Annotated in this window: 19 protein-coding genes, 1 tRNA gene, 1 other RNA gene and 1 pseudogene; 10 read left to right on the plus strand and 12 right to left on the minus strand. The window is 45.0% G+C overall.

The genetic code is table 11. From position 1 onward, the window contains the following. Position 1: 1 nt before the first annotated feature. Positions 2-1,393, plus strand: coding sequence for an adenylosuccinate lyase (gene purB / locus ACFBZI_RS00650; protein ID WP_375714554.1), 1,392 nt, complete (start codon positions 2-4; stop codon positions 1,391-1,393). Positions 1,394-1,507: 114 nt separating this feature from the next. On the opposite strand, the gene ACFBZI_RS00655 is transcribed toward purB, so the two are convergent. Next, entirely contained in the window at positions 1,508-1,720 is a 213-nt protein-coding gene (locus ACFBZI_RS00655; protein WP_375714555.1) for a hypothetical protein, read from the minus strand. 335 nt (positions 1,721-2,055) lie between these two features. Here ACFBZI_RS00655 and alaS point away from each other — a divergent pair, with 335 nt between their 5' ends. From alaS to ACFBZI_RS00700, 9 genes and pseudogenes are all read left to right on the plus strand, one after another. After that, positions 2,056-4,707, plus strand: a complete 2,652-nt coding sequence (gene alaS, locus ACFBZI_RS00660) for an alanine--tRNA ligase (RefSeq protein WP_375714556.1) — start codon at positions 2,056-2,058, stop codon at positions 4,705-4,707. A 127-nt stretch (positions 4,708-4,834) separates the two neighbouring features. Next, positions 4,835-6,121 carry an aspartate kinase gene (locus ACFBZI_RS00665; RefSeq protein WP_375714557.1) on the plus strand — a complete coding sequence of 429 codons (1,287 nt, stop codon included), beginning with the start codon at positions 4,835-4,837 and terminating at the stop codon, positions 6,119-6,121. A 255-nt stretch (positions 6,122-6,376) separates the two neighbouring features. Further along, positions 6,377-6,544 (plus strand): annotated as a pseudogene (gene csrA / locus ACFBZI_RS00670) (carbon storage regulator CsrA); the annotation flags it as partial. Positions 6,545-6,675: 131 nt separating this feature from the next. Continuing rightward, a complete protein-coding gene (locus tag ACFBZI_RS00675) occupies positions 6,676-7,023 on the plus strand; it encodes a HopJ type III effector protein (protein ID WP_375714558.1) in 348 nt (115 codons plus the stop codon). A 251-nt stretch (positions 7,024-7,274) separates the two neighbouring features. Further along, entirely contained in the window at positions 7,275-7,511 is a 237-nt protein-coding gene (rpmB, locus tag ACFBZI_RS00680; RefSeq protein WP_076554403.1) for a 50S ribosomal protein L28, read from the plus strand. 42 nt (positions 7,512-7,553) lie between these two features. Continuing rightward, a complete protein-coding gene (gene rpmG / locus ACFBZI_RS00685) occupies positions 7,554-7,709 on the plus strand; it encodes a 50S ribosomal protein L33 (protein ID WP_078253122.1) in 156 nt (51 codons plus the stop codon). A 300-nt stretch (positions 7,710-8,009) separates the two neighbouring features. Then, positions 8,010-8,201: non-coding RNA, 6S RNA (ssrS, locus tag ACFBZI_RS00690), on the plus strand. A 105-nt stretch (positions 8,202-8,306) separates the two neighbouring features. Further along, positions 8,307-8,382 (plus strand) — tRNA-Asn (locus ACFBZI_RS00695). Between the two features lie 136 nt (positions 8,383-8,518). Beyond that, positions 8,519-8,821, plus strand: a complete 303-nt coding sequence (locus tag ACFBZI_RS00700) for a CopG family transcriptional regulator (protein WP_375714559.1) — start codon at positions 8,519-8,521, stop codon at positions 8,819-8,821. Positions 8,822-8,969: 148 nt separating this feature from the next. On the opposite strand, the gene sppA is transcribed toward ACFBZI_RS00700, so the two are convergent. From sppA to ccoN, 11 genes are all read right to left on the minus strand, one after another. After that, positions 8,970-9,998: a signal peptide peptidase SppA gene (sppA, locus tag ACFBZI_RS00705; RefSeq protein ID WP_375714560.1), complete on the minus strand. Its 1,029-nt coding sequence runs from the start codon at positions 9,996-9,998 to the stop codon at positions 8,970-8,972. A gap of 206 nt (positions 9,999-10,204) precedes the next feature. Further along, complete coding sequence (locus ACFBZI_RS00710; RefSeq protein WP_375714561.1) at positions 10,205-12,952, minus strand: ComEC/Rec2 family competence protein; 2,748 nt, start codon at positions 12,950-12,952, stop codon at positions 10,205-10,207. A gap of 4 nt (positions 12,953-12,956) precedes the next feature. After that, positions 12,957-13,679: a 2-C-methyl-D-erythritol 4-phosphate cytidylyltransferase gene (gene ispD / locus ACFBZI_RS00715; RefSeq protein WP_375714562.1), complete on the minus strand. Its 723-nt coding sequence runs from the start codon at positions 13,677-13,679 to the stop codon at positions 12,957-12,959. A 223-nt stretch (positions 13,680-13,902) separates the two neighbouring features. Continuing rightward, positions 13,903-14,313 carry an FtsB family cell division protein gene (locus ACFBZI_RS00720; protein ID WP_375714563.1) on the minus strand — a complete coding sequence of 137 codons (411 nt, stop codon included), beginning with the start codon at positions 14,311-14,313 and terminating at the stop codon, positions 13,903-13,905. A 40-nt stretch (positions 14,314-14,353) separates the two neighbouring features. Continuing rightward, entirely contained in the window at positions 14,354-15,670 is a 1,317-nt protein-coding gene (gene eno / locus ACFBZI_RS00725; protein ID WP_375714564.1) for a phosphopyruvate hydratase, read from the minus strand. Positions 15,671-15,785: 115 nt separating this feature from the next. Beyond that, on the minus strand, positions 15,786-16,637 hold the full coding sequence (gene kdsA / locus ACFBZI_RS00730) for a 3-deoxy-8-phosphooctulonate synthase (protein ID WP_375716274.1): 852 nt from the start codon (positions 16,635-16,637) through the stop codon (positions 15,786-15,788). Between the two features lie 146 nt (positions 16,638-16,783). After that, on the minus strand, positions 16,784-18,418 hold the full coding sequence (pyrG, locus tag ACFBZI_RS00735; protein ID WP_375714565.1) for a CTP synthase: 1,635 nt from the start codon (positions 18,416-18,418) through the stop codon (positions 16,784-16,786). Positions 18,419-18,645: 227 nt separating this feature from the next. Then, positions 18,646-19,725, minus strand: a complete 1,080-nt coding sequence (gene ccoP / locus ACFBZI_RS00740; RefSeq protein WP_375714566.1) for a cytochrome-c oxidase, cbb3-type subunit III — start codon at positions 19,723-19,725, stop codon at positions 18,646-18,648. After that, complete coding sequence (locus ACFBZI_RS00745) at positions 19,722-19,904, minus strand: cbb3-type cytochrome oxidase subunit 3 (RefSeq protein ID WP_375714567.1); 183 nt, start codon at positions 19,902-19,904, stop codon at positions 19,722-19,724. Before ACFBZI_RS00745 ends, ccoP begins: the two co-directional genes overlap by 4 nt. After that, on the minus strand, positions 19,904-20,542 hold the full coding sequence (ccoO, locus tag ACFBZI_RS00750; protein WP_446221231.1) for a cytochrome-c oxidase, cbb3-type subunit II: 639 nt from the start codon (positions 20,540-20,542) through the stop codon (positions 19,904-19,906). Before ccoO ends, ACFBZI_RS00745 begins: the two co-directional genes overlap by 1 nt. Before the next feature lie 10 nt (positions 20,543-20,552). Continuing rightward, on the minus strand, positions 20,553-22,031 hold the full coding sequence (gene ccoN / locus ACFBZI_RS00755) for a cytochrome-c oxidase, cbb3-type subunit I (RefSeq protein ID WP_375714568.1): 1,479 nt from the start codon (positions 22,029-22,031) through the stop codon (positions 20,553-20,555). Between the last annotated feature and the right edge of the window lie 629 nt (positions 22,032-22,660).

Consider the following 22,660-nt stretch of genomic DNA (forward strand, 5'->3'; position numbering starts at 1 on the left):
TATGTCATTATCCGCCCTTACCGCCCTATCTCCGCTTGATGGTCGCTATGCGTCAAAATGCGATGCCCTGCGTCCTTTTTTGTCCGAATTTGGTTTGATTCATGCCCGTGTTACCGTTGAAGTGCGTTGGCTGCAAGCCCTTGCCAATCACCCACAAATTGAAGAGTTAGTACCATTTTCAAGCCAAACCAATGCCCATCTAGATGCGATTGTGGCGAATTTTAGCGAAGCTGACGCCCTGCGTATCAAAGAAATCGAACGCACCACCAACCATGATGTCAAGGCGGTTGAATATTTCCTAAAAGAGCAAATCGCCAATATTGACGAGCTGGCGAATGCTGGTGAATTTATCCATTTTGCCTGCACTTCAGAAGATATTAACAACCTATCGCACGCTTTGATGCTCAAGGCTGGCCGTGATGTGCTGGTCGATGCGATGCAAAATATCATTGATGAAATTGCCAAACTGGCACAAACGCACGCCGAGCAGCCGATGCTATCACGCACGCACGGACAGACCGCCAGTCCTACCACACTGGGCAAAGAAATGGCCAATGTCGCCTATCGCCTACACCGCCAAATCCAACAATTTAAAAACACCGAATTGTTAGGCAAAATTAACGGTGCAGTCGGCAACTATAACGCCCATCTGTCCGCCTATCCACAGATTGATTGGGCAAAGCACTCTCAAGGTTTTGTCGAAAGTCTGGGTCTGACCTTTAACCCATACACCACACAGATTGAGCCGCACGATTATATGGCGGAGCTGTTTGATGCTTTACGCCGTTTTAATATCATTTTGATTGATTTTAACCGTGATGTTTGGGGCTATATTTCTTTGGGTTATTTTAAACAAAAACTAAAAGAAGGTGAAGTTGGCTCATCAACCATGCCGCACAAGGTCAATCCGATTGACTTTGAAAACTCTGAAGGCAATTTGGGCATCGCTAATGCCATTTTGGCACATCTAGGCGAAAAATTGCCAATTTCTCGCTGGCAGCGTGATTTGACCGACTCCACAGTGCTACGCAACATGGGCGTTGGTTTTGCCCAAAGTTTAATCGCCTTTGAAGCTTGTCTAAAAGGTATTGGCAAACTTGAGCTAAACGCTGATCGCCTGCTGGAAGATTTGGACAACGCCCAAGAAGTGCTTGCCGAGCCAATCCAAACCGTGATGCGTCGCTACAATGTCGAAAAACCGTACGAAAAACTCAAAGCCTTGACTCGTGGCCAAGCGATGACTCGTGAGATGATGGTGAATTTTGTTGATGGTGATGAGCTAAACGCCGTACCAAGTGCCGACAAAACTCGCTTGCGTGAGCTGACCCCTGCCACTTATATTGGCAATGCCGACGCTCAAGCCAAAGCCCTAAAAGACCATCTGTCTAAATAAGGCTATCTAAAATTAAAATTTAGATAAACAAAGCACCCCAAAGTTATCAAACCTTGGGGTGCTTTGGCATTTTTATTGGCATTTAAAATCAAGCAATCGATTGGATTGTGATTTTTAGGCTTTTTTATTGGGATTGCCGCCAGTTAAGTGGCTGATTCTTTTGGTAACCACCACCGCCACAGGCAAGCTGATCACCGCCCCAACCGCAATTGCACCCAAAATATACATACCTTTATCAAAACCAGTAACAACCGCCACGATAATCAAAATGCCGATAATCACGGTAAAAGCAATCGAAAAAATGGCACTAAACAAAGGAAAATTCATACAAACCCCCATTAACTGTGTGGAATACTGTATTTATACACTTTTTTGATGCAAATGTTAAGTACTTTTTCAAAAAAATCCATAAATTTTTTGTGGTTTAGGCGGCAGCTTAGAAAAATTTGTACAAGCATGCATAAATCGCTTACATTTGCCATCTTTTGTGCTAAAATTAGGCGTTTATGGCAAAGCGTTGGTTATCTTTAGCTGATAACAGCAACTGCGTCCGTGATGAGCGGATATCGCCTACCAGCCAATACCAGCAAACCCATGCAACCAAGCTGCCATCTGCTTGAATTTGACAAAGACAGAACCTGCCGTTTGGCAAAGGATTTTTTATGAAAACCATGCAATTAAACGAAGTGCGTAAAGCGTTTATTGAATTTTTTAAAAGCAAAAACCACACCCATGTGCCATCATCGAGCCTAATTCCGCACAATGACCCCACTTTGCTATTTACCAATGCGGGCATGAACCAATTTAAAGACACTTTTTTAGGTCTTGAAAAGCGAGATTATGTGCGTGCGGTAACTTCCCAAAAATGCGTGCGTGCTGGCGGCAAGCACAACGACCTTGACAATGTCGGCTACACCGCTCGCCATCATACCTTTTTTGAGATGTTGGGTAATTTTAGTTTTGGTGATTATTTTAAGGCCAATGCCATTGCTTTTGCGTGGGAATTTTTGACTTCCGATCAATGGCTTGCCCTACCCAAAGAGCGTCTGTATGTAACCATTTACCATACCGATGACGAAGCGTTTGATATTTGGCATAAAGACATCGGACTTGCCCCTGAGCGGATTATCCGCATTGGCGATAACAAAGGCGGTGCGTATCAATCCGATAACTTTTGGATGATGGGTGATACTGGCCCTTGCGGCCCTTGTACTGAGATTTTTTATGACCACGGCGAGCATATCGCAGGTGGCCTGCCCGGTACGCCTGAAGAAGATGGTGACCGCTATATTGAGATTTGGAACTGCGTCTTTATGCAGTTTAATCGCCAAAAAGACGGTACGCTAGAGCCACTACCAAAGCCATCGGTGGATACTGGCATGGGGCTAGAGCGTATCAGTGCCATCATGCAGGGCGTGCATGGCAACTACGAAGTGGATATTTTTGTCAATTTGATGAATGCTGCCGCCAAAATCCTAGGCATCACCAATAGCGAACAGGCATCACTAAAAGTCATCGCTGACCATATCCGTGCCGTTTCGTTCTTGATTGCTGACGGCGTCCGCCCAAGTAACGAAGGCCGTGGCTATGTGCTACGCCGCATCATTCGCCGTGCCGTGCGTCATGGCAACAAACTGGGTGCTGATGGTGCGTTTTTTTACCAAATGGTTCCTGCTTTGGTTCATGAAATGGGCGAAGCCTATCCGCAACTGATCGAAAAAAGCCAAGAAATCCAAAACGCTATCCAAAAAGAAGAAGAGCAATTTGCCAAAACGCTGGCTCAAGGTCTACGCCTATTGTCTGGCGAGCTTGAAAAACTTAGCGATGGCGACACTTTGGACGGTGAAACGGTGTTTAAGCTGTACGACACTTACGGTTTCCCCGTGGACTTGACCGCCGACATCGCTCGTGAACGCAATATCAGCATTGACGAAGACGGCTTTGAGACGCATATGCAAACCCAACGAGAGCGGGCCCGTGATGCTGGCAAATTTGACATCGATTACACCGCCGCCATCAAAGTTGAAACACCAACCCAATTTTTGGGCTATGATTCACTGGCTGCCGAGTCGCAAATTTTTGGCCTGTATCAAGACGGCAAAGAAGTCCAAGAACTTAACGAAGGCGACCAAGGCGTTATCGTATTGACCGCTACGCCGTTTTATGCCGAAGGTGGTGGTCAAGTTGGCGAAACTGGTGAAATCAGTACCGAAAGTGGCGTATTTGCCGTTGAAGACACCAAAAAATCTGGCCAAGCCATCATTCATCATGGCACGGTCAAGATGGGACAAATTCAAAGCAAACAAGCCGCTGCTGCCCAAGTGATTGACGATGTCCGCCGTGCTTCTGCCAAAAACCACTCAGCCACACACCTGCTGCACGCCGCCCTACGCACCGTACTAGGTACAGGCGTCGCCCAAAAAGGCTCATTGGTATCTAGCGAAGTGCTGCGTTTTGACTTTTCTTATGATGGCTCAATCAGCGCCGATGAGTTGGCTCAAGTTGAACGCTTGGTCAATGAACAAATCCAAAAAAACACCGCCGTCAGCATCGAGCATATGGACATCGATTCGGCGATGAAAAAAGGTGCGATGGCACTGTTTGGCGAAAAATATGGCGAAACCGTCCGAGTACTGACCATGGGCGAAAAACAAGACCAAACGCCATTTTCTATCGAGCTGTGTGGCGGCTTGCATGTGCTACAAACAGGCGACATTGGCATCTTTAAAATCGTCTCTGAAAGCGGTATCGCTGCAGGGATTCGCCGCATCGAAGCCTTGACTGGCATGGGGGCGTTGCGTTATATTCAAGCTGGCGAACGCACACTATCGACTTTGGCAAACAACCTAAAAGCCAAGCGTAATGAAATTTTGCCACGCATCACCAGCCTAAGCGACAAACAGCGTGAATTTGAAAAACAAATCGAGCAGCTAAACCAAAAACTGGCAAGCATGCAAGCAATCAGCCTGCTGGATAACGCCCAAAGCATTGGCGATTATCAACTGCTTGTCGCCAAAGTCGCTGGCATTGACGGCAAGAGCATTCGTGGCTTGGTTGATACGCTAAAATCTCGCTTGGAGAATGCGGTGATTGTACTGATTGGCGAAACCGACGATTTGGCTTTGGCAGCCAGCGTTGCCAAATCCTCCCAAGACAAAGCCAAAGCAGGCGACATCATTCGCCATCTGGCAGGCGAGCTTGGCGGTAAAGGCGGCGGCAAACCTGACTTTGCCCAAGGTGGCGCACCAAAATCAGACAAGCTGGCTGGCGTATTGGCAGCACTACAAACCAAACTGGCTGCTGATTTGGCGTAATCCTTTTATTATTTTTGCAATTTTTATTTTACATACTGCTTTTTATTTTTAATCACATCTGATTTGGATAAAATTAACAAATATCAAGCAGTATCATTTTCCGTAGGGTCAAACAAGGCAAATGTAAATGGCACTAATTGTACAAAAATACGGCGGGACTTCGATGGGTAACATCACCCGCATCAAAAATGTTGCCGAGCGTGTCAAACGCTGGCATGATAACGGTCATCAAGTCGTTGTGGTCGTCTCTGCCATGAGTGGCGAAACAAACCGACTGATCGGATTGGCAAGAGAAATCACCAACGATCCAGACCCCAGAGAATACGATCAAATGGTCTGCACTGGCGAGCAAGTCTCCATTTCGCTGCTGTCGATGGCACTACAATCCATCGGTGTGCAAGCCAAATCCATGACAGGCGGTCAGGTTGCCATTCATACTGATGACACCCACACCAAGGCACGCATTCAAAGCATCGACACCGAAGCGATCAAAAGCGAGCTAGACGCTGGTCGTGTCGTGGTGGTTGCTGGCTTTCAGGGCATCAACGAGTATGGCGATGTAACCACGCTGGGTCGTGGCGGCTCTGACACCACAGGCGTCGCTTTGGCTGCTGCCCTAAAAGCGGACGAATGCCAAATTTATACCGATGTCGATGGCGTCTATACTACCGATCCCCGTGTTACACCAAAAGCCAAAAAACTGTCAAAAATCACTTTTGAAGAAATGATAGAAATGGCAAGTCTGGGCTCAAAAGTGCTACAAATTCGCTCTGTTGAGTTTGCAGGCAAATACCAAGTGCCACTGCGTGTGTTGTCAAGTTTTGATGACAATGCCGATGGCGTTTTTGATGACAACTTTAAACAAAATGTAGGTACACTTATCACGATTGATGAAGGAGATGATATGGAACGCGCGGTAATTTCTGGTATCGCTTTTAACCGAGATGAAGCAAAAATCGTGGTGCGTGGCGTACCCGACCGCCCAGGCATTGCATCAGCAATCCTAAGCCCAGTCAGTGCGGCAAACATCGAAATTGACATGATTATCCAAAACGCTTCGGACGAAGGCTTTACCGATTTTAGCTTTACCGTGCAGCGTGGCGATTACGACAAAACCCTAAAAATCCTGAATGAGCGTGTCAAAGACGACATCGGTGCCAGCGAGATTTTTGGCGATAATAATGTCGTTAAAGTCTCAATCGTTGGCGTGGGCATGCGTTCTCATGCAGGTGTCGCCAGCAAAATGTTTGACACTTTGGCAAGCAGTAACATCAACCTACAAATGATTTCTACCAGTGAAATCAAGGTTTCTGTACTTATCCAAGAACAGCACCTAGAAAAAGCCGTCAAAGAGCTACACACCGCTTTTGGTCTGGATCGTCAAGATGGCGAAAGTAAAGTTGCAGGCCTATAATTGGTATTTTAACCGATCATTGGCACGGTTACTTTGATAACTTTTTGTTTGGTAATTTTTTAAATGCCAAATAAAATACTACAGTTACCAAAAAAGTACTGACAATTTGCTCAATGCAATTTATAATGTTGCGTTGAGCATATTTTTTTAAGAACTCAATTTTCCAAAAATCGCAACAAAACCACGCCAATTTGCCATAAACATGGATTCACTGGACACAATAACTGCATTTTGGCGTCGCATAAGGAGTATATTATGCTAATTCTCACTCGCCGTGTTGGCGAAACCCTAATGATTGGCGATGAAGTCAGCGTTACTGTTTTGGGCGTTAAAGGCAATCAAGTTCGCCTAGGCGTCAATGCCCCAAAGGACATCGCCGTCCATCGTGAAGAAATCTATCAGCGTATCCAGCACGAACGCTCCATGCAAATGCACATGGGCCATCTTGAGCAGCCTGGCAGCTTTGCTCCGCCGTCATTTGATGATGATGACTATTTCAACCGCTAATCAACGCTGGATAGCTTTGGATAATTTTGAATAACTTTGGATAAATTATGTCAAATACACAAATTTCAAAAATTTTGGCTGGTGTGGCCGATCAGACACTGTCATTTACTGATGTGATTGCTTTTATCGAGTCCAATTACCATTATCAGCCTGTTGATTTTGCCAATGGCGAAGTAAACAACCCTGCTGGCACTAACGAAGGCAGTGCCAAAGTGTTTGGTCTTGCTAAGCTGCACGGACTGAACCAATTGGACACTTTGTCGCTATTTGCCGAGCATTATCGTGCAGTTTTGGCAAATCCTGATGGCGATGACCACGCCAATATCCGCAATTTTATGCACTACGGCTGGCAAGGCATCGGCATGCCGACCAATGCTTTGACACCAAAAGCATAATTTTGACAAAATTACCCCGTCTGGCTTGAAAATCACTTGTCAAGCCAGATAATTTTATGTATAATTTAGGTTTTAATTTTTCTGCTACTTCTTGATTGTCGTCGCCTTTAACGGTAAGAAATAAGTGGCCTAACCATGAAAAAGTTCTGCTTTATTCGTGCCGTGTCCATACCACAATTAACTGGCACCAAAGCATGACTGGCACACCTGATACCGCTCAATATCCGTGCCAACAAGATTAGGAGTTCACCATGTCTCGAGTATGTCAAGTGACTGGAAAACGCCCACAAGTGGGCAACAATGTATCACACGCAAACAACAAAACCCGTCGTCGTTTTTTGCCAAACCTACACAACCATCGTTTTTGGGTAGAGTCTGAAAACCGTTTCGTGCGTCTGCGTGTTTCATCTAAAGGTATGCGTATCATTGATAAGCATGGTATCGACAAAGTACTTGCCGACCTGCGTGCACAAGGTCAAAAAATCTAATTGATTTTTGCCCATCATATCAAATAGCTAAAGGATACGATCATGAGAGATAAAATTAAACTAGTTTCTACTGCTGGTACTGGTTATTTCTACACCACTACCAAAAACAAACGCACCATGCCAGGCAAAATGGAAATCAAAAAATTTGATCCAAAAGTTCGCCAACATGTTTTGTTCAAAGAAGCAAAAATCAAATAATTTGCTTGTTTGATTATAAAAATTATAAAATGCTCATTGTTCATTCAATGGGCATTTTTTATTACCCTTTATTTGTTATTGCCTTTGGTGTTTTTAGCATGGGCTGTTTTATTGCCAAATTGACAATTTTCACTTTAGCCCATTTTATTTGTTAAATCAAAGCACTATACCAAAACACTACATCAACGCATTGTATTGACGCATGGTGGTGATTTTTTCATAATTTTTATCACGATAACGAATCGTTTGGCGTTTTTGCTTGAAAATTGCTTGAAAAATCCAAGAAATTTGCTATACTAACCGCCACTAGAGTACTCGCCAGTGAAGCGTATTCCTGAGCCGATAATCTTATTTTAGGATTTGGGTTCCATTGCTTTGTTGAGCATGCCTGCATCTTTTGATGTATCAGGAAGCCGTAATAAGCATGACTCTTATCCGCCTTGAACTTCACGGTTCATGGTCACCCCTTTGCAGCGGTACTTTGGTATTTATTTGATAAATTTTTTTTGATTTTTTTTGCAAAAAATTTGTTGACAAATAAAAAACTTCTGCTATAATAGCACACATCTTAAGCACAGAGCATAAGATAACCGACATTCCCCAATAGCTCAGTCGGTAGAGCATCGGACTGTTAATCCGTGTGTCCCTGGTTCGAGCCCAGGTTGGGGAGCCAAATTCGAAACGCCCTTGGTAATTTACTAAGGGCGTTTTTTATTACCCATCTTAATAGCAAATAATCAGATCCGATTTGACATCACACCCCAACATGCTATAATCAAAGCCATTATAACCATTCTAGGGATAAAATTATGCTACCACCGCATATTAAAAACCGCTATTCCGATTGTCCGCAAACCATCATGCGCCCTGTGCATTTGCGTCTGTCCGAAGAGATCATTCAGTATCTGGAAGAGACCGCAAAAGTACATGGCTTTGGTCGCATTCAGGGGCTGATTCGCCTGTATATCCGCCAAGGTCTAGACCGTGATCATGGCGATTACACCTTGGCAAATGACATGCTATTTATCGAAAAACTGCGTAAAAAAGGCGTCAGCCAAAAAATCATCGATGAAGCCTTGGCAGATGTCAATGAAAAATGCGATTTGGGATAAGACCATCAACCCATCAATTATAACAGTTGATAATTTGCCATGCCTGCGATTGCGATTAAACAATTTGGACGGCATGGCGTTAAATTTTTATCAAAAAAAACAATCCATGCTAATAATGGATTGTTTTTTAGTGTGTCGCTTGATGGGCTTATTGGAGTTCGCCTTGCTGCTTGGTTAGGCTAAATTTCAGCCCTTCGCCCAAGCCTTTGCCGACTTGCACGCCAAAGCGATCAAAAATCTTATTCATCGGATTGACATAGCTATAATCCACCGTGTCCAAATCCAGTGATTTTTTAAGCTGATTGATGCCGCCAGTTTTATCGGCAAGCCCCAATGCCACAGCATCTTTACCTGTCCAAAATAAACCGCTAAATAACTGATTTTGTTCAGGATTTTTTAGTTTATTGCCACGGCCTTTTTTGACAGCATTGATGAAATTTTGGTGTGTGGTGTCCAGCAGCTTTTGCACATGCAATCGTTCATCGGCGGTCATCTCACGGCTGATGCTCAAAATGTCCTTGTACTCACCTGCGGTCATGGTGCGGTCTTTAACGCCCGCTTTTTGCATCAGCTCTTCGATGTTATAACCTGACATAATCACGCCAATTGAGCCGACCAAACTGGACGGATTGACCCAAATCTCATCGGCAGCCGAAGCGATATAATACGCCCCTGAAGCCCCCATGTCGCCAATGACGGCGTACAGTTTTTTGTCTGGGTATTCGCTGCGTAAATCCATCGCCGTTTGCCAAATTTCATCAGACTGCACTGGTGAACCACCTGGTGAATTGATATTTAGCACCACGGCTTTGGCTTGCTCATTTTCAAAGGCCTGCGTCAAAGAATCGCCGATGTTTTTGGCATTGGCATCGCTGCTGTCGGCAATCACGCCAGTAACATCAACCACGGCAATGTGTGGCTCGTGCATGCCGACGCTTTCAAATGATGAGCTGCCACTGCAACCAAAACCCATGGCCACAACAATAAAAAGCAAATACACAAAGGTCAGCAATTTAAAGAAAATCGACCAGCGGCGGCTGGATTTTTGTTCTTCAATGCTGGCTAATAAAGTTTTTTCGAGCAATCGCCATTCTTCGCCCTGTCTGGGTGCGGACATTGGCGTGTCAGGATTTGGGAGCTGCTCGGGGGATTTGTTCGGATTGGGTGGCCATGCCATATTGTTCACCTTATTTTAATGAATATTTTAAATTAATTACTATGATTGGTAGCTAAAACTCTTAAAACTATCACCACAATAACACACCGCTTTTGACAAATCAATCACCAATGTTTGACCATCGATATTTGCTCATTGATATTTGACCATCGTTGTTTAATCACTGTTTAATCGCTGTTTAATTGTTGATGCTTAGCCATCATTGTCTAATCATCAATATAGTGCTTTTGTGTGGCGTGCAGTTTTGCCGCTATTGATTCATCATCAATATCAGCCGACTGCGTCGTCCCCAACCAAATCGTCTGGGCAAAATGATTGGGCAAATCAATGGACAAATCTTCTTGGCACAGCATCGCCCACAATTGCCACAGCTTGGGCTGCCTGCTGCTACTGATAATCAGCTGTGTGCCTGATTTGTCGCTTTTATCTGAAATCTTAGTCAAATCATCATTTGGATTGTCAGTGCCATCGTCGGTTTGCCATGAAAATTTTGGCAAATGATCGCTGACAATTTCAAGCTCGCAATGCTGCATTTCTCCATCATCAATTTGCCGCCAGCCTGTCAAAGCACGAATCTGCAAGCCTTCCGCCTGCCAACTTTTGCCAGCATCGCACGGCTCATGGCGAATATTTGCCAAAGACTCGTGTCGCCCTGCCTGCCAATAACGATGCACCGACAGCTCATTTGCCAGTTGCCCCACCAGTGGCATAAAGATCGGACTGGGGCTTTGGACAATAATGCCATCTAGCCCTTGACGCCCAACACCTTGGCGGTGTAGCTGGTCAATCAGCACATCGGCATGATTGGCTCGAAGCCGCTTAACGCCCATATCGCTCAATATCAGCCATTGATGCACGCCCTGCTGACCGTGCTGACGAATCAGCAGCTGCATCACATTGGGCGTGTCGCTTTTTAGGGCAATTAATTGTAGCCCATCATCACTGGGGCGAAAAGCCACCAGCAGCAATGCTGTCATCGGTAACGCAAGCAGCCAGCGAGAAAATAACTTGGGCAACAATAAAATCATCAGCACAATAAAGCATAGCATAAACCCCACCATGCCAAACGGTGCATACAACCATGCACTGATAACGCCCAAATGCGTACCCAGCCCCACTGCCAAAGTTTCGTGCAAAAAGTGCAATATGCTCGTTGAAATCGACCACAATGCATCTGATAAACTTGGGGAAAACGCAAACAGCACCCCTGCCAAGAGATTTATCGGCACAACGACCAAACCAAACAATTCAATGGCAAATAAATTGACCAACAAACCCCACAGCGGCACCTTGCCAAATAACAACACCGTCAAAGGCAGCATCGCAAAAAACAGCCAAAATTGCAGCTTGGTCGCCTGACAAAATCGCCGCCAAATCACCAACCATCGCCCTTGTGCAATGGCATTTGCTTGGCTCATGGGCAAATCCAGCTCGGATAATGCATACCGCACCAGTAGCAGCACCGCAATGAACGACAGCCAAAAACCTGCCTGCCAAAGCACATACGGATCTTGCCATGTCATCAACAAAGCGACCGCTGCCAGCGTTGTTATCGTGCCGACTGGCAAAGCAAAATACCGCACCACCCACACTGCCATCAGCATATACACCGTACGCACCGCTGGCACATCAAAGCCAGTAAATAACGCATAAATCACGCTGGCAGCCACCATAATCATCATACGCAGCTGCCACTTTGGGACACGCTGGTATGCTGCCAAAGCAAAGCGATCAAAAATCCGTGTCGCCAATCCTGCCAAAATCATCGCCAAAAACAGCACATGCGTACCAGAAATAGCAAGCAAATGCGAAATGCCTGCCAGCTGATACAAGTCCTTGGTTGGTTTGTCAATCAAGGCACGATCGCCAGTCAATAAACTGAGCGTTACCGCCTTGGCTTGTGCTTGCGATAAGTCCAGTTGTAGCCAGTCTTGATAAAAATGCGTCCGCAGCTTTTGGCGAAAACTCTCAAGCGACAGCAAAAATCGCTGTGATATACCATTGCCATCTAAAGGCTCTACTTCACCCATCGCCAAAATCTGGGCATTGGCATGAATGTGGCGTGTTCGTAGCCATTGATTGCTATCAAAGCCACTGGCGGATTTGTCTTGAGTAGCTGGCGTAATCAGCAGCTTAACCGCCACTTGGCTGGCAGGCGTTATTTGTTTAAGATTGCTTAAGTCTGTTTTGGTAAAATTTGGATTGGCTGACATCAGTACGGTGATGCCTTCTAGTGCATGCTGCTGCGGTGGATTATGATGATTTGAGCCATCGTTGGCAGTCGTCTCTTTGTTGCTTGCATTGTCTTGGCTTGGCTTATCGGTATCATTGATAGACAGCGACTGGTTGTCCAAAAAAGGATTAATCACCGCCAAGGCATTGGCTGGCAAATCGGACAATTCGGCAGGTTTGACATCGCTAATCACCGCCATTTGCCGATAGCTACTGCCCAATGCTGGCTCATAAACGCCATCGCTGATGGCGGTGATTAAAGCGGTGGCACTGACAATATAGCGAGATTTGACGGCATGCTGCTCATAATCAAAATGTGCCGACATCGCCCGTAGCACAAACAACAGCACAATCGCAAGCAAACACAAAGCACGCAGCCAAACCACGGGACGAAACAAAGACGGTAGGCAACTTAAAACCTTGCTTATCCAGCCAAGCTTGGTCGGTTTTATCCGATTGATTTTTGGTAAATTGGCTTTTGCTAAAATCGCTTTTGTCAAATCAGCTTTTGTTGTCAAACTCTGGCAAATGCTGCAATAAGCCAAACAGCGTGGCAAAAGCCAAAATCCAGCAAACAGCATCACCACCGCAAGCAGCGTTATGCCATCAAACCAAGCACTGGTAAATAACGCCATCAGCGTGTCATCTAAAGCAAACTGCCCTAGAACGCCCAGTGTCGCCAGTACAACGATGGCAACGATAACAAACAACCAAACCAGCACGCCGTTACCCTGATGGTGTCATGCCGCTAAGAATATTTTGAATCAATGGCAAATCATCGGCATAGGTCAGCTTGATATTCATGCGAGATGCTGGCACGATATGCACTGGCACGCCCATCATCTCACACGCCGACGCTTCATCTGTGATGGGGTTTTTGGTATCAAGCACATGGCGAAAAGCCGCTTTTAGCGTGCCGATTTTAAAGGCTTGCGGCGTCAGTGCTTGCCACAGATGCTCACGATTTACCGTATGTTCAATGCGATGATTTTTGGCGTATTTTAGCGTATCAACCACTGCCGTCGCCAAAATCACCGCCTGCATATCATCGCCAGTCTCAATTTTAGCAATCAAATTATCCAAATCCGCACTGGGTAAACAAGGGCGAGCGGCATCATGAATCAGCACCCAATCATCATCACCGCCACCCAGCTCACATATCATCGCCAAGCCATTCATCACCGATTGCCAACGCTCCGCCCCACCGATGGCATGATGAATCTGCCCAGTAAATGATGCCCTAAATTTGGGCATCAAAGCATCGGCATAAGCATCATCGGCAGACAGCACCAAAGTCAGCGAGTCAAATTTGCGATGATTTAACCGTGCAATGCTATGCTCAAGCACTGTCTTACCGCAGATGCTCAGATATTGCTTGGGTTTGTCAGCACCAAAGCGTGAGCCAGTGCCTGCTGCCACAATCAGTGGGTAAATGATGGGTTGTTTCATAAGTTGTCAGATGATGTTTTTGGCAATGTGTCGGATAAACCGTTTGGCTAAATTTTTTAAAACTTGTGGGCAAAAGTTGTCGGCAACACTTTTGATGGCGCCTTTAGTAGAGTCTTTGGGTAAATTGCCAGATAATAAAAATCGCCAAAATATTTTGGCGAAATGTCTGAATTATCGCAGTTTGAATATCAAAACCGATGCTAAATTTGTGGCAAAATGCCCATCAATCAACCGTAACTGGCTCTGGCAGCATATCCACCGACTCAATCTCTTCTTCGACCTTAGGCATTGGTTGGTGTGAGTACACAATCGGAGCATTGGACAGCTGGATAAAAGTTTCGCCACGCTTAATCAACCCCAAATCCAACCGTGCATGCTCTTCGATAGCAGACAGGCCAGATTTAAGATCCTTGACATCGGCCAATAAAATGCTGTTTTTATAGGCCTGCTCTTCATTCAGCTTAATCTGTTCTTGTAGTTTGTCTTTAATACTGAGCAAATTATTATGGCCATATTCGCCATACCAATATTGATAAGACAGCAATAGCAGCATCATTGTGGCAAGCACAATGGCAAGCGCATAGCCAAATTTGCCTGCCGTCATGCGTACCAACGATTTGGTGATATTTGCCACAATGATTTTCCTAACAAATTAGTGAATGTTTGGCACAGCATCAGCCACGCAAACCGATAAACTCTTCACGGCCACGGTAAGCGGCACGCACTTGCTGCTCGATGCGTAGCAACTGGTTGTATTTTGCCACACGGTCAGAGCGGCACAGTGAGCCAGTTTTGATTTGACCTGCAGCAGTACCGACCGCCAAGTCAGCAATGGTGCTGTCTTCGGTTTCGCCAGAGCGATGGCTGATGATGGTTGCATAGCCGTTTTGTTTTGCCAAATAGATGGCGTCCAAAGTTTCGCTCAAAGTACCGATTTGGTTAAATTTAATCAAAATGGCGTTGGCAATGTGTTTATCAATGCCTTCTTGTAGGATTTTTGGATTGGTAACAAACAAATCATCGCCCACCAACTGAACTTTATTGCCCAGTTGTTTGGTGAGATAAGCCCAACCGTCCCAATCGCTCTCGTCCAAGCCGTCTTCGATAGAGATGATTGGATATTGATTGCAAAGGTGTGTTAAATAATCGCTAAAACCTTGGCTGTCAAAGGCTTTGTTGCCTTCGCCTGCCAAAATATACTGGCCATCTTTATAAAACTCAGACGATGCACAGTCTAGTGCTAAGAAAATGTCTTGACCTGCTTTGTAGCCTGCCTTATCAATCGCCTGCATGATGACCGTGATGGCTTCTTCGTTAGAGCGTAAATTTGGAGCAAAGCCGCCTTCATCGCCCACCGCCGTATTTAGCCCTTGAGCTTTTAGTACCGATTTTAGGGCATGAAAAATCTCTGTACCTGCACGCAATGCTTCAGAAAACGAAGTAAAGCCCACTGGCTCAATCATAAATTCTTGGATATCCACGGTGTTATCGGCATGCGCACCGCCATTTAGGATATTCATCATCGGCACAGGCATGGTTAGTGAAGTTTGACCACGCAAATTTGCGATATATTGGTGCAGTGGCAAAGACTGCGACAATGCTGCCGCTTTTGCTGCTGCCAAAGACACTGCCAACATCGCATTCGCACCCATATTGCCTTTATTTTCTGTGCCGTCAAGCTCAATCAAAATGTTGTCAATTTCGGTTTGTTTGGTAACATCTTTATCCAGCAATGCCGTGCGAATTTGGCTATTGGCATTTGCCACGGCTTTTTTGACGCCCTTGCCCAAATAACGAGCCGCATCGCCATCTCTAAGCTCCAATGCTTCACGAGAGCCAGTTGATGCACCGCTTGGGGCTGCTGCACGGCCGCAGATGCCATTGGCAAGAATCACATCAGCTTCGATGGTTGGATTGCCACGAGAATCCAAAATTTCACGAGCAATAATATCTTTGATTTCTACAACATTTTTGGTATCTTCAGCGTACATAACAACTCCCATTTGATTAATGATTATTGATAAATAATTTGGCGTATTTAAACCAAATTATTTATGAGCTAATTACTTGGTGCTTGATGGTTAAAGCGATTTGGGTTATTTTGGATTATTTGGTATCCAACGATTCAAAGCCTTTGACCAAGTCATCAAGCTGCTTAAGTTGGGTTAAAAATGGCTCAAGCTGATCCAATCTCAATGCACTTGGGCCATCACATTTTGCCTTGTCTGGATCTGGGTGTGCTTCAAGGAATAAACCTGCCAAGCCTGTCGCCATGCCAGCTCTTGCCAAAGTAGTGATTTGATGTCGGCGACCGCCTGCACTGTCGGCACGAGCCCCCGGTTCTTGTAGGGCATGGGTAACATCAAAAAACACTGGCACATTCATCGCCTTCATCGTCTCAAAGCCCAGCATATCAACAACCAGATTGTTATAACCAAATGCCGAACCGCGCTCACAAAGAATGATTTGATCATTGCCAGCTTCTAGGCATTTGTTGATGATATGACGCATCTCGTGCGGTGCCAAAAACTGTGCTTTTTTGACATTAATCACCTTGCCTGTGCGAGCGATAGCACTCACCAAATCGGTTTGGCGTGATAAAAATGCTGGCAGTTGTAGCACATCGGCCACTTTTGCCACAGGGGCAGCTTGGTATGGCTCATGCACATCGGTGATGATGGGGACTTGATAAGTTTCTTTGATGTCATTTAGCCATGTCAAACCTGTCTCAAGGCTAGGGCCACGAAATGAATGCAGACTTGAGCGGTTGGCCTTATCAAAACTTGCCTTAAACACATAGCCAATGTTCAGCCGTTGGCAAATTTCAATGTATTGCTCGGCAATTTCAAACGCCAATTCACGACTTTCAAGCACATTCATGCCACCAAACAACACAAATGGCTTGTCGTTGGCAATTTCAATGCCTGATACAGAAACTGTCGATTGAGCAGCGGTCATTGACTGTGTCATGTCAAAATCCTTAAAAATTATCATCATTGGCACAAAATCGGCAATGCCGAGCTTGTATTATACTACCAACTGCGACTAAAAACACCCAAAATAACAAAAAAGCACATCAAGAACTGGCTTGATGTGCTTTTGATTTAACGATTTTTCACATCGATTGCCGCTTTGATAAAGCTGTTAAACAACGGATGTCCGCCCCGTGGCGAGCTGGTAAATTCTGGGTGATACTGCACCGCAACAAACCAAGGGTGGTCATTAATTTCAATCGACTCAACCAAATGCTGCTTGGCAGAATAGCCAGAAATTGTCATGCCTGCTGTCTCTAGCGGCTCAATGTAACGGTTATTCATCTCATAGCGGTGGCGATGACGCTCGGTGATGTTTTTAGCACCATAGATTTTTGCCAATTTTGAACCACTGACCAATTCCGCTTCTTGAGCACCCAGACGCATCGTACCGCCCAAATCGCTGTCGTCTGAGCGGATTTGCAATTCGCCCTTTTCGTCGAACCATTCGGTAATCAGACCAATGATTGGATTGGCGGTTTTACGATCAAATTCAGTGGAATTTGCTTCCAAGCCCAGAACATTGCGAGCAAATTCAATCACTGCCAACTGCATACCTAGGCAAATGCCCAAAAATGGCTTGTTATTTTCACGGGCATATTGAATGGCTTTCATTTTACCAAGTGTGCCACGCTCACCAAAACCACCCGGTACCAAAATCGCATCGACATCGTCCAAGGCTTTAACCGCTTGATCATCTATCTCTAGACTTTCGGCACTGATGTACTGGATACGCACTTTGGTTTTGTTATAAATGCCAGCGTGCAACAACGCTTCATTGACCGATTTATACGCATCAGGCAACTCAACATATTTGCCAACCATCGCCACCACGATTTCGCCTTGTGAGTTAAACAAGTCATCAACCACCTGATCCCAATCGGATAGATCCGCTTCAGGTGCTTGAATGCCAAAGCGTTCACAAATCAAATCGTCCAAATTCTGCTCATAAAAACGGCGTGGAATCTGATAAATCGACTTGGCATCTTCGCACAAAATCACGCCACGAGTTTCGACATTGGTAAACAAAGCGATTTTTTGGCGATTGTCTTCTGAAATGCTATGCTCCGAGCGACAAATCAACACATCGGGCTGCAAGCCAATCGAACGCAGCTCTTTGACCGAGTGTTGGGTTGGCTTGGTTTTTGACTCGCCTGCTGATGTAATGTACGGTACAAGCGTCAAATGCATCAATAGTGAATTGGCACTGCCCAGCTCCACTTGCATTTGGCGAACCGCTTCCATAAATGGCAAACTTTCAATATCACCCACCGTACCGCCAATTTCGATGATGGCAATGTCATAGCCTTCGCCACTGGCACGGATTTTGTGCTTAATCTCATCGGTGATGTGCGGAATAACCTGCACCGTGCCGCCTAAATAATCGCCACGACGCTCTTTGGCAAGTACAGTTTGGTAAATGCGACCGCTGGTAAAGTTGTTGGCTTTGCTCATTTTTGAGCGACGCAAAAACCGCTCATAATAGCCCAAGTCCAAATCGGTCTCTGCACCATCTTCGGTAACAAAGACTTCGCCATGCTGGAATGGACTCATCGTACCCGGATCGACATTAATATAAGGATCCATTTTGGTCATGGTAACTTTTAGGCCACGAGCTTCCAAAACGGCGGCAATTGATGCGGCGGCGATACCCTTGCCAAGAGATGAAACAACGCCGCCAGTTACAAAGATAAATTTAGTAGTCATAATCATGCATCGGTTGCTGGTAAAGTAGAATTTTACTAAAAATCACCAAAAAAATATAGGGGTTTTGGGGAAATTTTTTGTATTTTGGCAGTTTTAAGTCCGCAAAATTTAGCCATGACACAAGCAAGCAATGCGACAACTTATTCCTATGCTTGCTCTTATTAATCTGCCATAAAAAAGAGCCGCAAGCTGCGACCCTTTTTTTTTGCTTTTGGCAATATCAGCAATTATTGCTCTTCAACTTGAGATAAAGAACGGACATAGGCTGCCAGCAGCATGATACGCTCATTACCCAGTTTGGATTGCCATGCAGGCATGATACCAGTACGACCATGGCGAATGGTGGTTTGGATAGTTTCTTTATCGCCGCCAAATAGCCAAATATCATCGGTCAAGTTCGGCGCACCCACAGCGATTTGGCCTTTGCCATCAGCACCGTGACATGCAGCACATTTGCTATCAAAGATTGCTTTACCTTGAGCAACTTTTGCCTGATCTAGGGTGTAGTCATTTTGGTTGCCAGAAATGTTTAGGACATATTCGGCAGCGGCTTTAACGCCTGCTTCACCCAAATCTTTTTGCCATGCTGGCATTGACATTGCATCTGCATGACCACGACCATTATGAATGGTTAGCAAGATTTGATCTGCATTGCCACCATACAACCAATCATCATCGGTCAAGTTCGGATAACCTGTTGCACCTTTGGCGTTCGAGCCATGGCACAAAGCACAGTTTTGTAGAAACAGACGACCACCGATTTTTTGGGCTTGTGGATCTGCGGCCAACTTATCTACATAAGGTGCCAACAGTTTGATTTGCTCATCAATTTGAGATTGCAAATCAGAGTTGTCTTCGCCAACTTTACGCTGTGATTGCAGTTCGTTTAGTTTTGCCAATACGACTGTTGCTTCACTTGCACCTGCATTTGCTAGGATATTTTGCTCAAAGTTTTCAGTAAATACACGGTTGTTGGCTTGTAGCTGACTATTTAATTCGTTGGCAGATGTCCAAGATACTTGCTGGCCGTCCACTTCAACGGTGGTTACACCTTTCCATGATGCTGGCTGGATTGATGGGAATAGCACAAAATAGCCCAAACCCCAAATCAAAGTACCAAAGAAAATCACCAACCACCACTTTGGTAGTGGTTTATCATACTCTTGAATACCATCATAAACATGGCCTGTCGTGCCGTCATCTTCTAGCGTAGGCTTGGATTTTAGCGTCCATACCAACACGCCAAAGATAGCCAACCAACAGCCTAACGATAAGACAGTGATCCAAGAACTCCAAAAAAAGCTCATTGTATATCCTTAGTGCGCTGATCTGATGACAGAGTTTGAGTATCTCTGTCATCTAGCGCAAGTTGTGCGTCTTCTTCAAAGCGTTTTTTATTTTTTGGTGAATATGCCCACCACGCAACTCCAATAAAGGCGACAAATGCCGATACGGTTGCGATACTATGCAAAACGCCCCAATTCATTAGCGTTGACCTTGCATTGCAATACCCAACTGCTGCAAGTAAGCAACAACGGCATCAAGCTCGGTTGCACCCTGAACTTGGTCAGGTGCTTTCTCGATGTCTTCATCTGTATATGGCAAGCCAAAACGCTCTTTAAATAGACGCATTTTTTCTTGCACCTTGGTGCCATTAACTTCGTTTTTGGCAAGCCAAGGATAAGAAGGCATGACAGATTCTGGCACAACAGATCGTGGGTTGGTCAAGTGGTCAATATGCCACTGGTCTGAGTAGCGACCGCCGACTCGTGCCAAATCAGGACCTGTACGCTTAGAACCCCACAAGAATGGGTGGTCCCAAGAAGATTCTGCAGCACGGCTGTATGGTCCATAACGCTCAACTTCGGCACGCAATGGGCGAATCATCTGCGTATGGCACACATGGCAACCTTCTCTGATGTAGATGTCTCGACCTTCGATCTCCAATGCCGTCCAAGGACGCATATTTGGCAAAGGTTTATTCACACCACCTTCTTCGGCGACTGTCTCATCATAAATCAGTGGGACAATTTCAACCAGTGTCGCAAAACTGACGGCGATAACGATAAAGATGACGAGTAAACCTGTGTTTTTCTCTACCAATTCGTGAGTGATTTTTGACATTGTTTACCCCTTATGCTTGTGCAGTTGCTTGTTCGCTGTCAGTGGCTTGCTCTGGCTTAGCAGCTGGCTCAACAACGCCCGGCATCTTGATGGTACGATAGCAGTTATAAGCCATCACAAACATACCTGCCACATACAATGCACCACCCAACGCACGCACCACATACGGCCAGTGTGATACCACAACCGTTTGGATAAAGTCATACGCCAAAGTACCGTCTGGGTTGGTTGCACGCCACATCATACCTTGGGTAATACCCGAGATCCACAAGGCAACAATGTACAATACCGTACCTGTGGTTGCCAGCCAAAAGTGCAAAGTAATCAAGCTGGTTGAATACATTTTTGCTTTGCTAAAGATGCGTGGCAACAGTACATAGATAGAGCCGATGGTAATCATACCAACCCAGCCCAATGCACCTGAATGCACATGGCCAACTGTCCAGTCAGTGTTATGGCTGATGGCGTTCACCGCTTTGATTGACAGCATTGGACCTTCAAAGGTACTCATCGCATAGAATGACAATGCCACAATCAAGAAACGAATGATAGGGTCTGTGCGTAGTTTATCCCAGCTGCCAGACAGTGTTAGTACACCGTTAATCATACCGCCCCAAGAAGGTGCAAATAGGATTAGCGAGAACACCATACCCAAAGACTGAGTCCAGTCAGGCAGTGCTGAATAATGTAGATGGTGACCACCTGCCCACATATAAGACGCAATCAACGCCCAGAAGTGAACGATTGACAAGCGATATGAATAAACAGGGCGACCCACTTGCACAGGAATGAAGTAATACATCATACCAAGGAATGCAGCGGTCAAGTAGAAACCTACGGCGTTATGACCATACCACCATTGAACCATAGCGTCTGTTGCACCGCCAAACAGCGAGTAAGACTTGAACAATCCGACTGGAATGGCAAAGCTATTGACAATGTGTAGCAATGCAATGGTGATGATGAACGCAGCAAAGAACCAGTTCGCTACATAAATGTGCGAAGTTTGGCGTTTGATGATTGTACCAAAAAATACAACCGCATAAGCCACCCAAACAATCGCCAAGAAAATGTCAATTGGCCATTCCAATTCGGCATATTCTTTGGCTGATGTGATACCCAGTGGCAATGTAATCACCGCCGCAACAATAATGGCTTGCCAACCCCAAAAGGTAAACCATGCCAAATATGGTGCAAACAATCTGGTTTTACAGGTACGCTGAACAATATAGTAAGATGTTGCAAAAAGAGCCGATCCCCCAAACGCAAAAATCACCGCATTGGTGTGTAACGGTCTTAAGCGTCCAAAAGATAGCCATGAAGTGTCAAAATTTAATACTGGCCATGCCAACTGTGATGCAATAAATACACCCACAGCCATGCCAACGATACCCCAAAACACCGCCATGATCGTAAAAAATCGCACAATGGTGATTTCATATTCATGATCAACGGATAATGGGGCTACTGCTGATTTGTATAGACTCATTGGATATTTTCCTGTGCAGCCCGATTTATTTAGCTTGGCAATTTACCAAATTGAATGTCCAAAATAAGTAAAAATCGCCCTTGCTTTGATCTTGTGTGTCTATTGTAACGCAAAGTCAAGCAAATATCATCAATTCAGACCAGCAAAAATGAAAAAATCCTTATTTTTTCTATGGAATAATAGCAAATTTTTGAAATTTTCCAAAAACGCCTGATTCCGTGCTTGCTTGGCTTGCTCATTGCTTGGCTTGCGTCAGGCGGCATGGCAATAACGCCACCACCAAATATATCCATACTGACAATATGGTATTGTCAGAAGTTTTTCACGCCTTATTATACAACACAAATGTAATTTTTGGGTATATTTTGTAAAAATATTGAAATTTTTTGGCAATATTATCTGATTTTTTATCAAAAAACGCCGATGATTTGGACAATTTATCTGCTTATTACCTACTTTTGTCGCTTGATTTTGATACCTGATTTTGATAAAAGTTGGTCAAATTGGCTCAATTCGCTGTTTTTTGTAAAAATTTGTAAAGATTTGCCCCACCAAATCAAATTTATCATAAAACATCATAAAAATTGTTTTCATTAAAATAACTTTTGGTAAATTCAGCAACAATCACT

This window comes from Moraxella marmotae (assembly GCF_042219885.1).
GTDB classification, from domain to species: domain Bacteria; phylum Pseudomonadota; class Gammaproteobacteria; order Pseudomonadales; family Moraxellaceae; genus Moraxella; species Moraxella marmotae.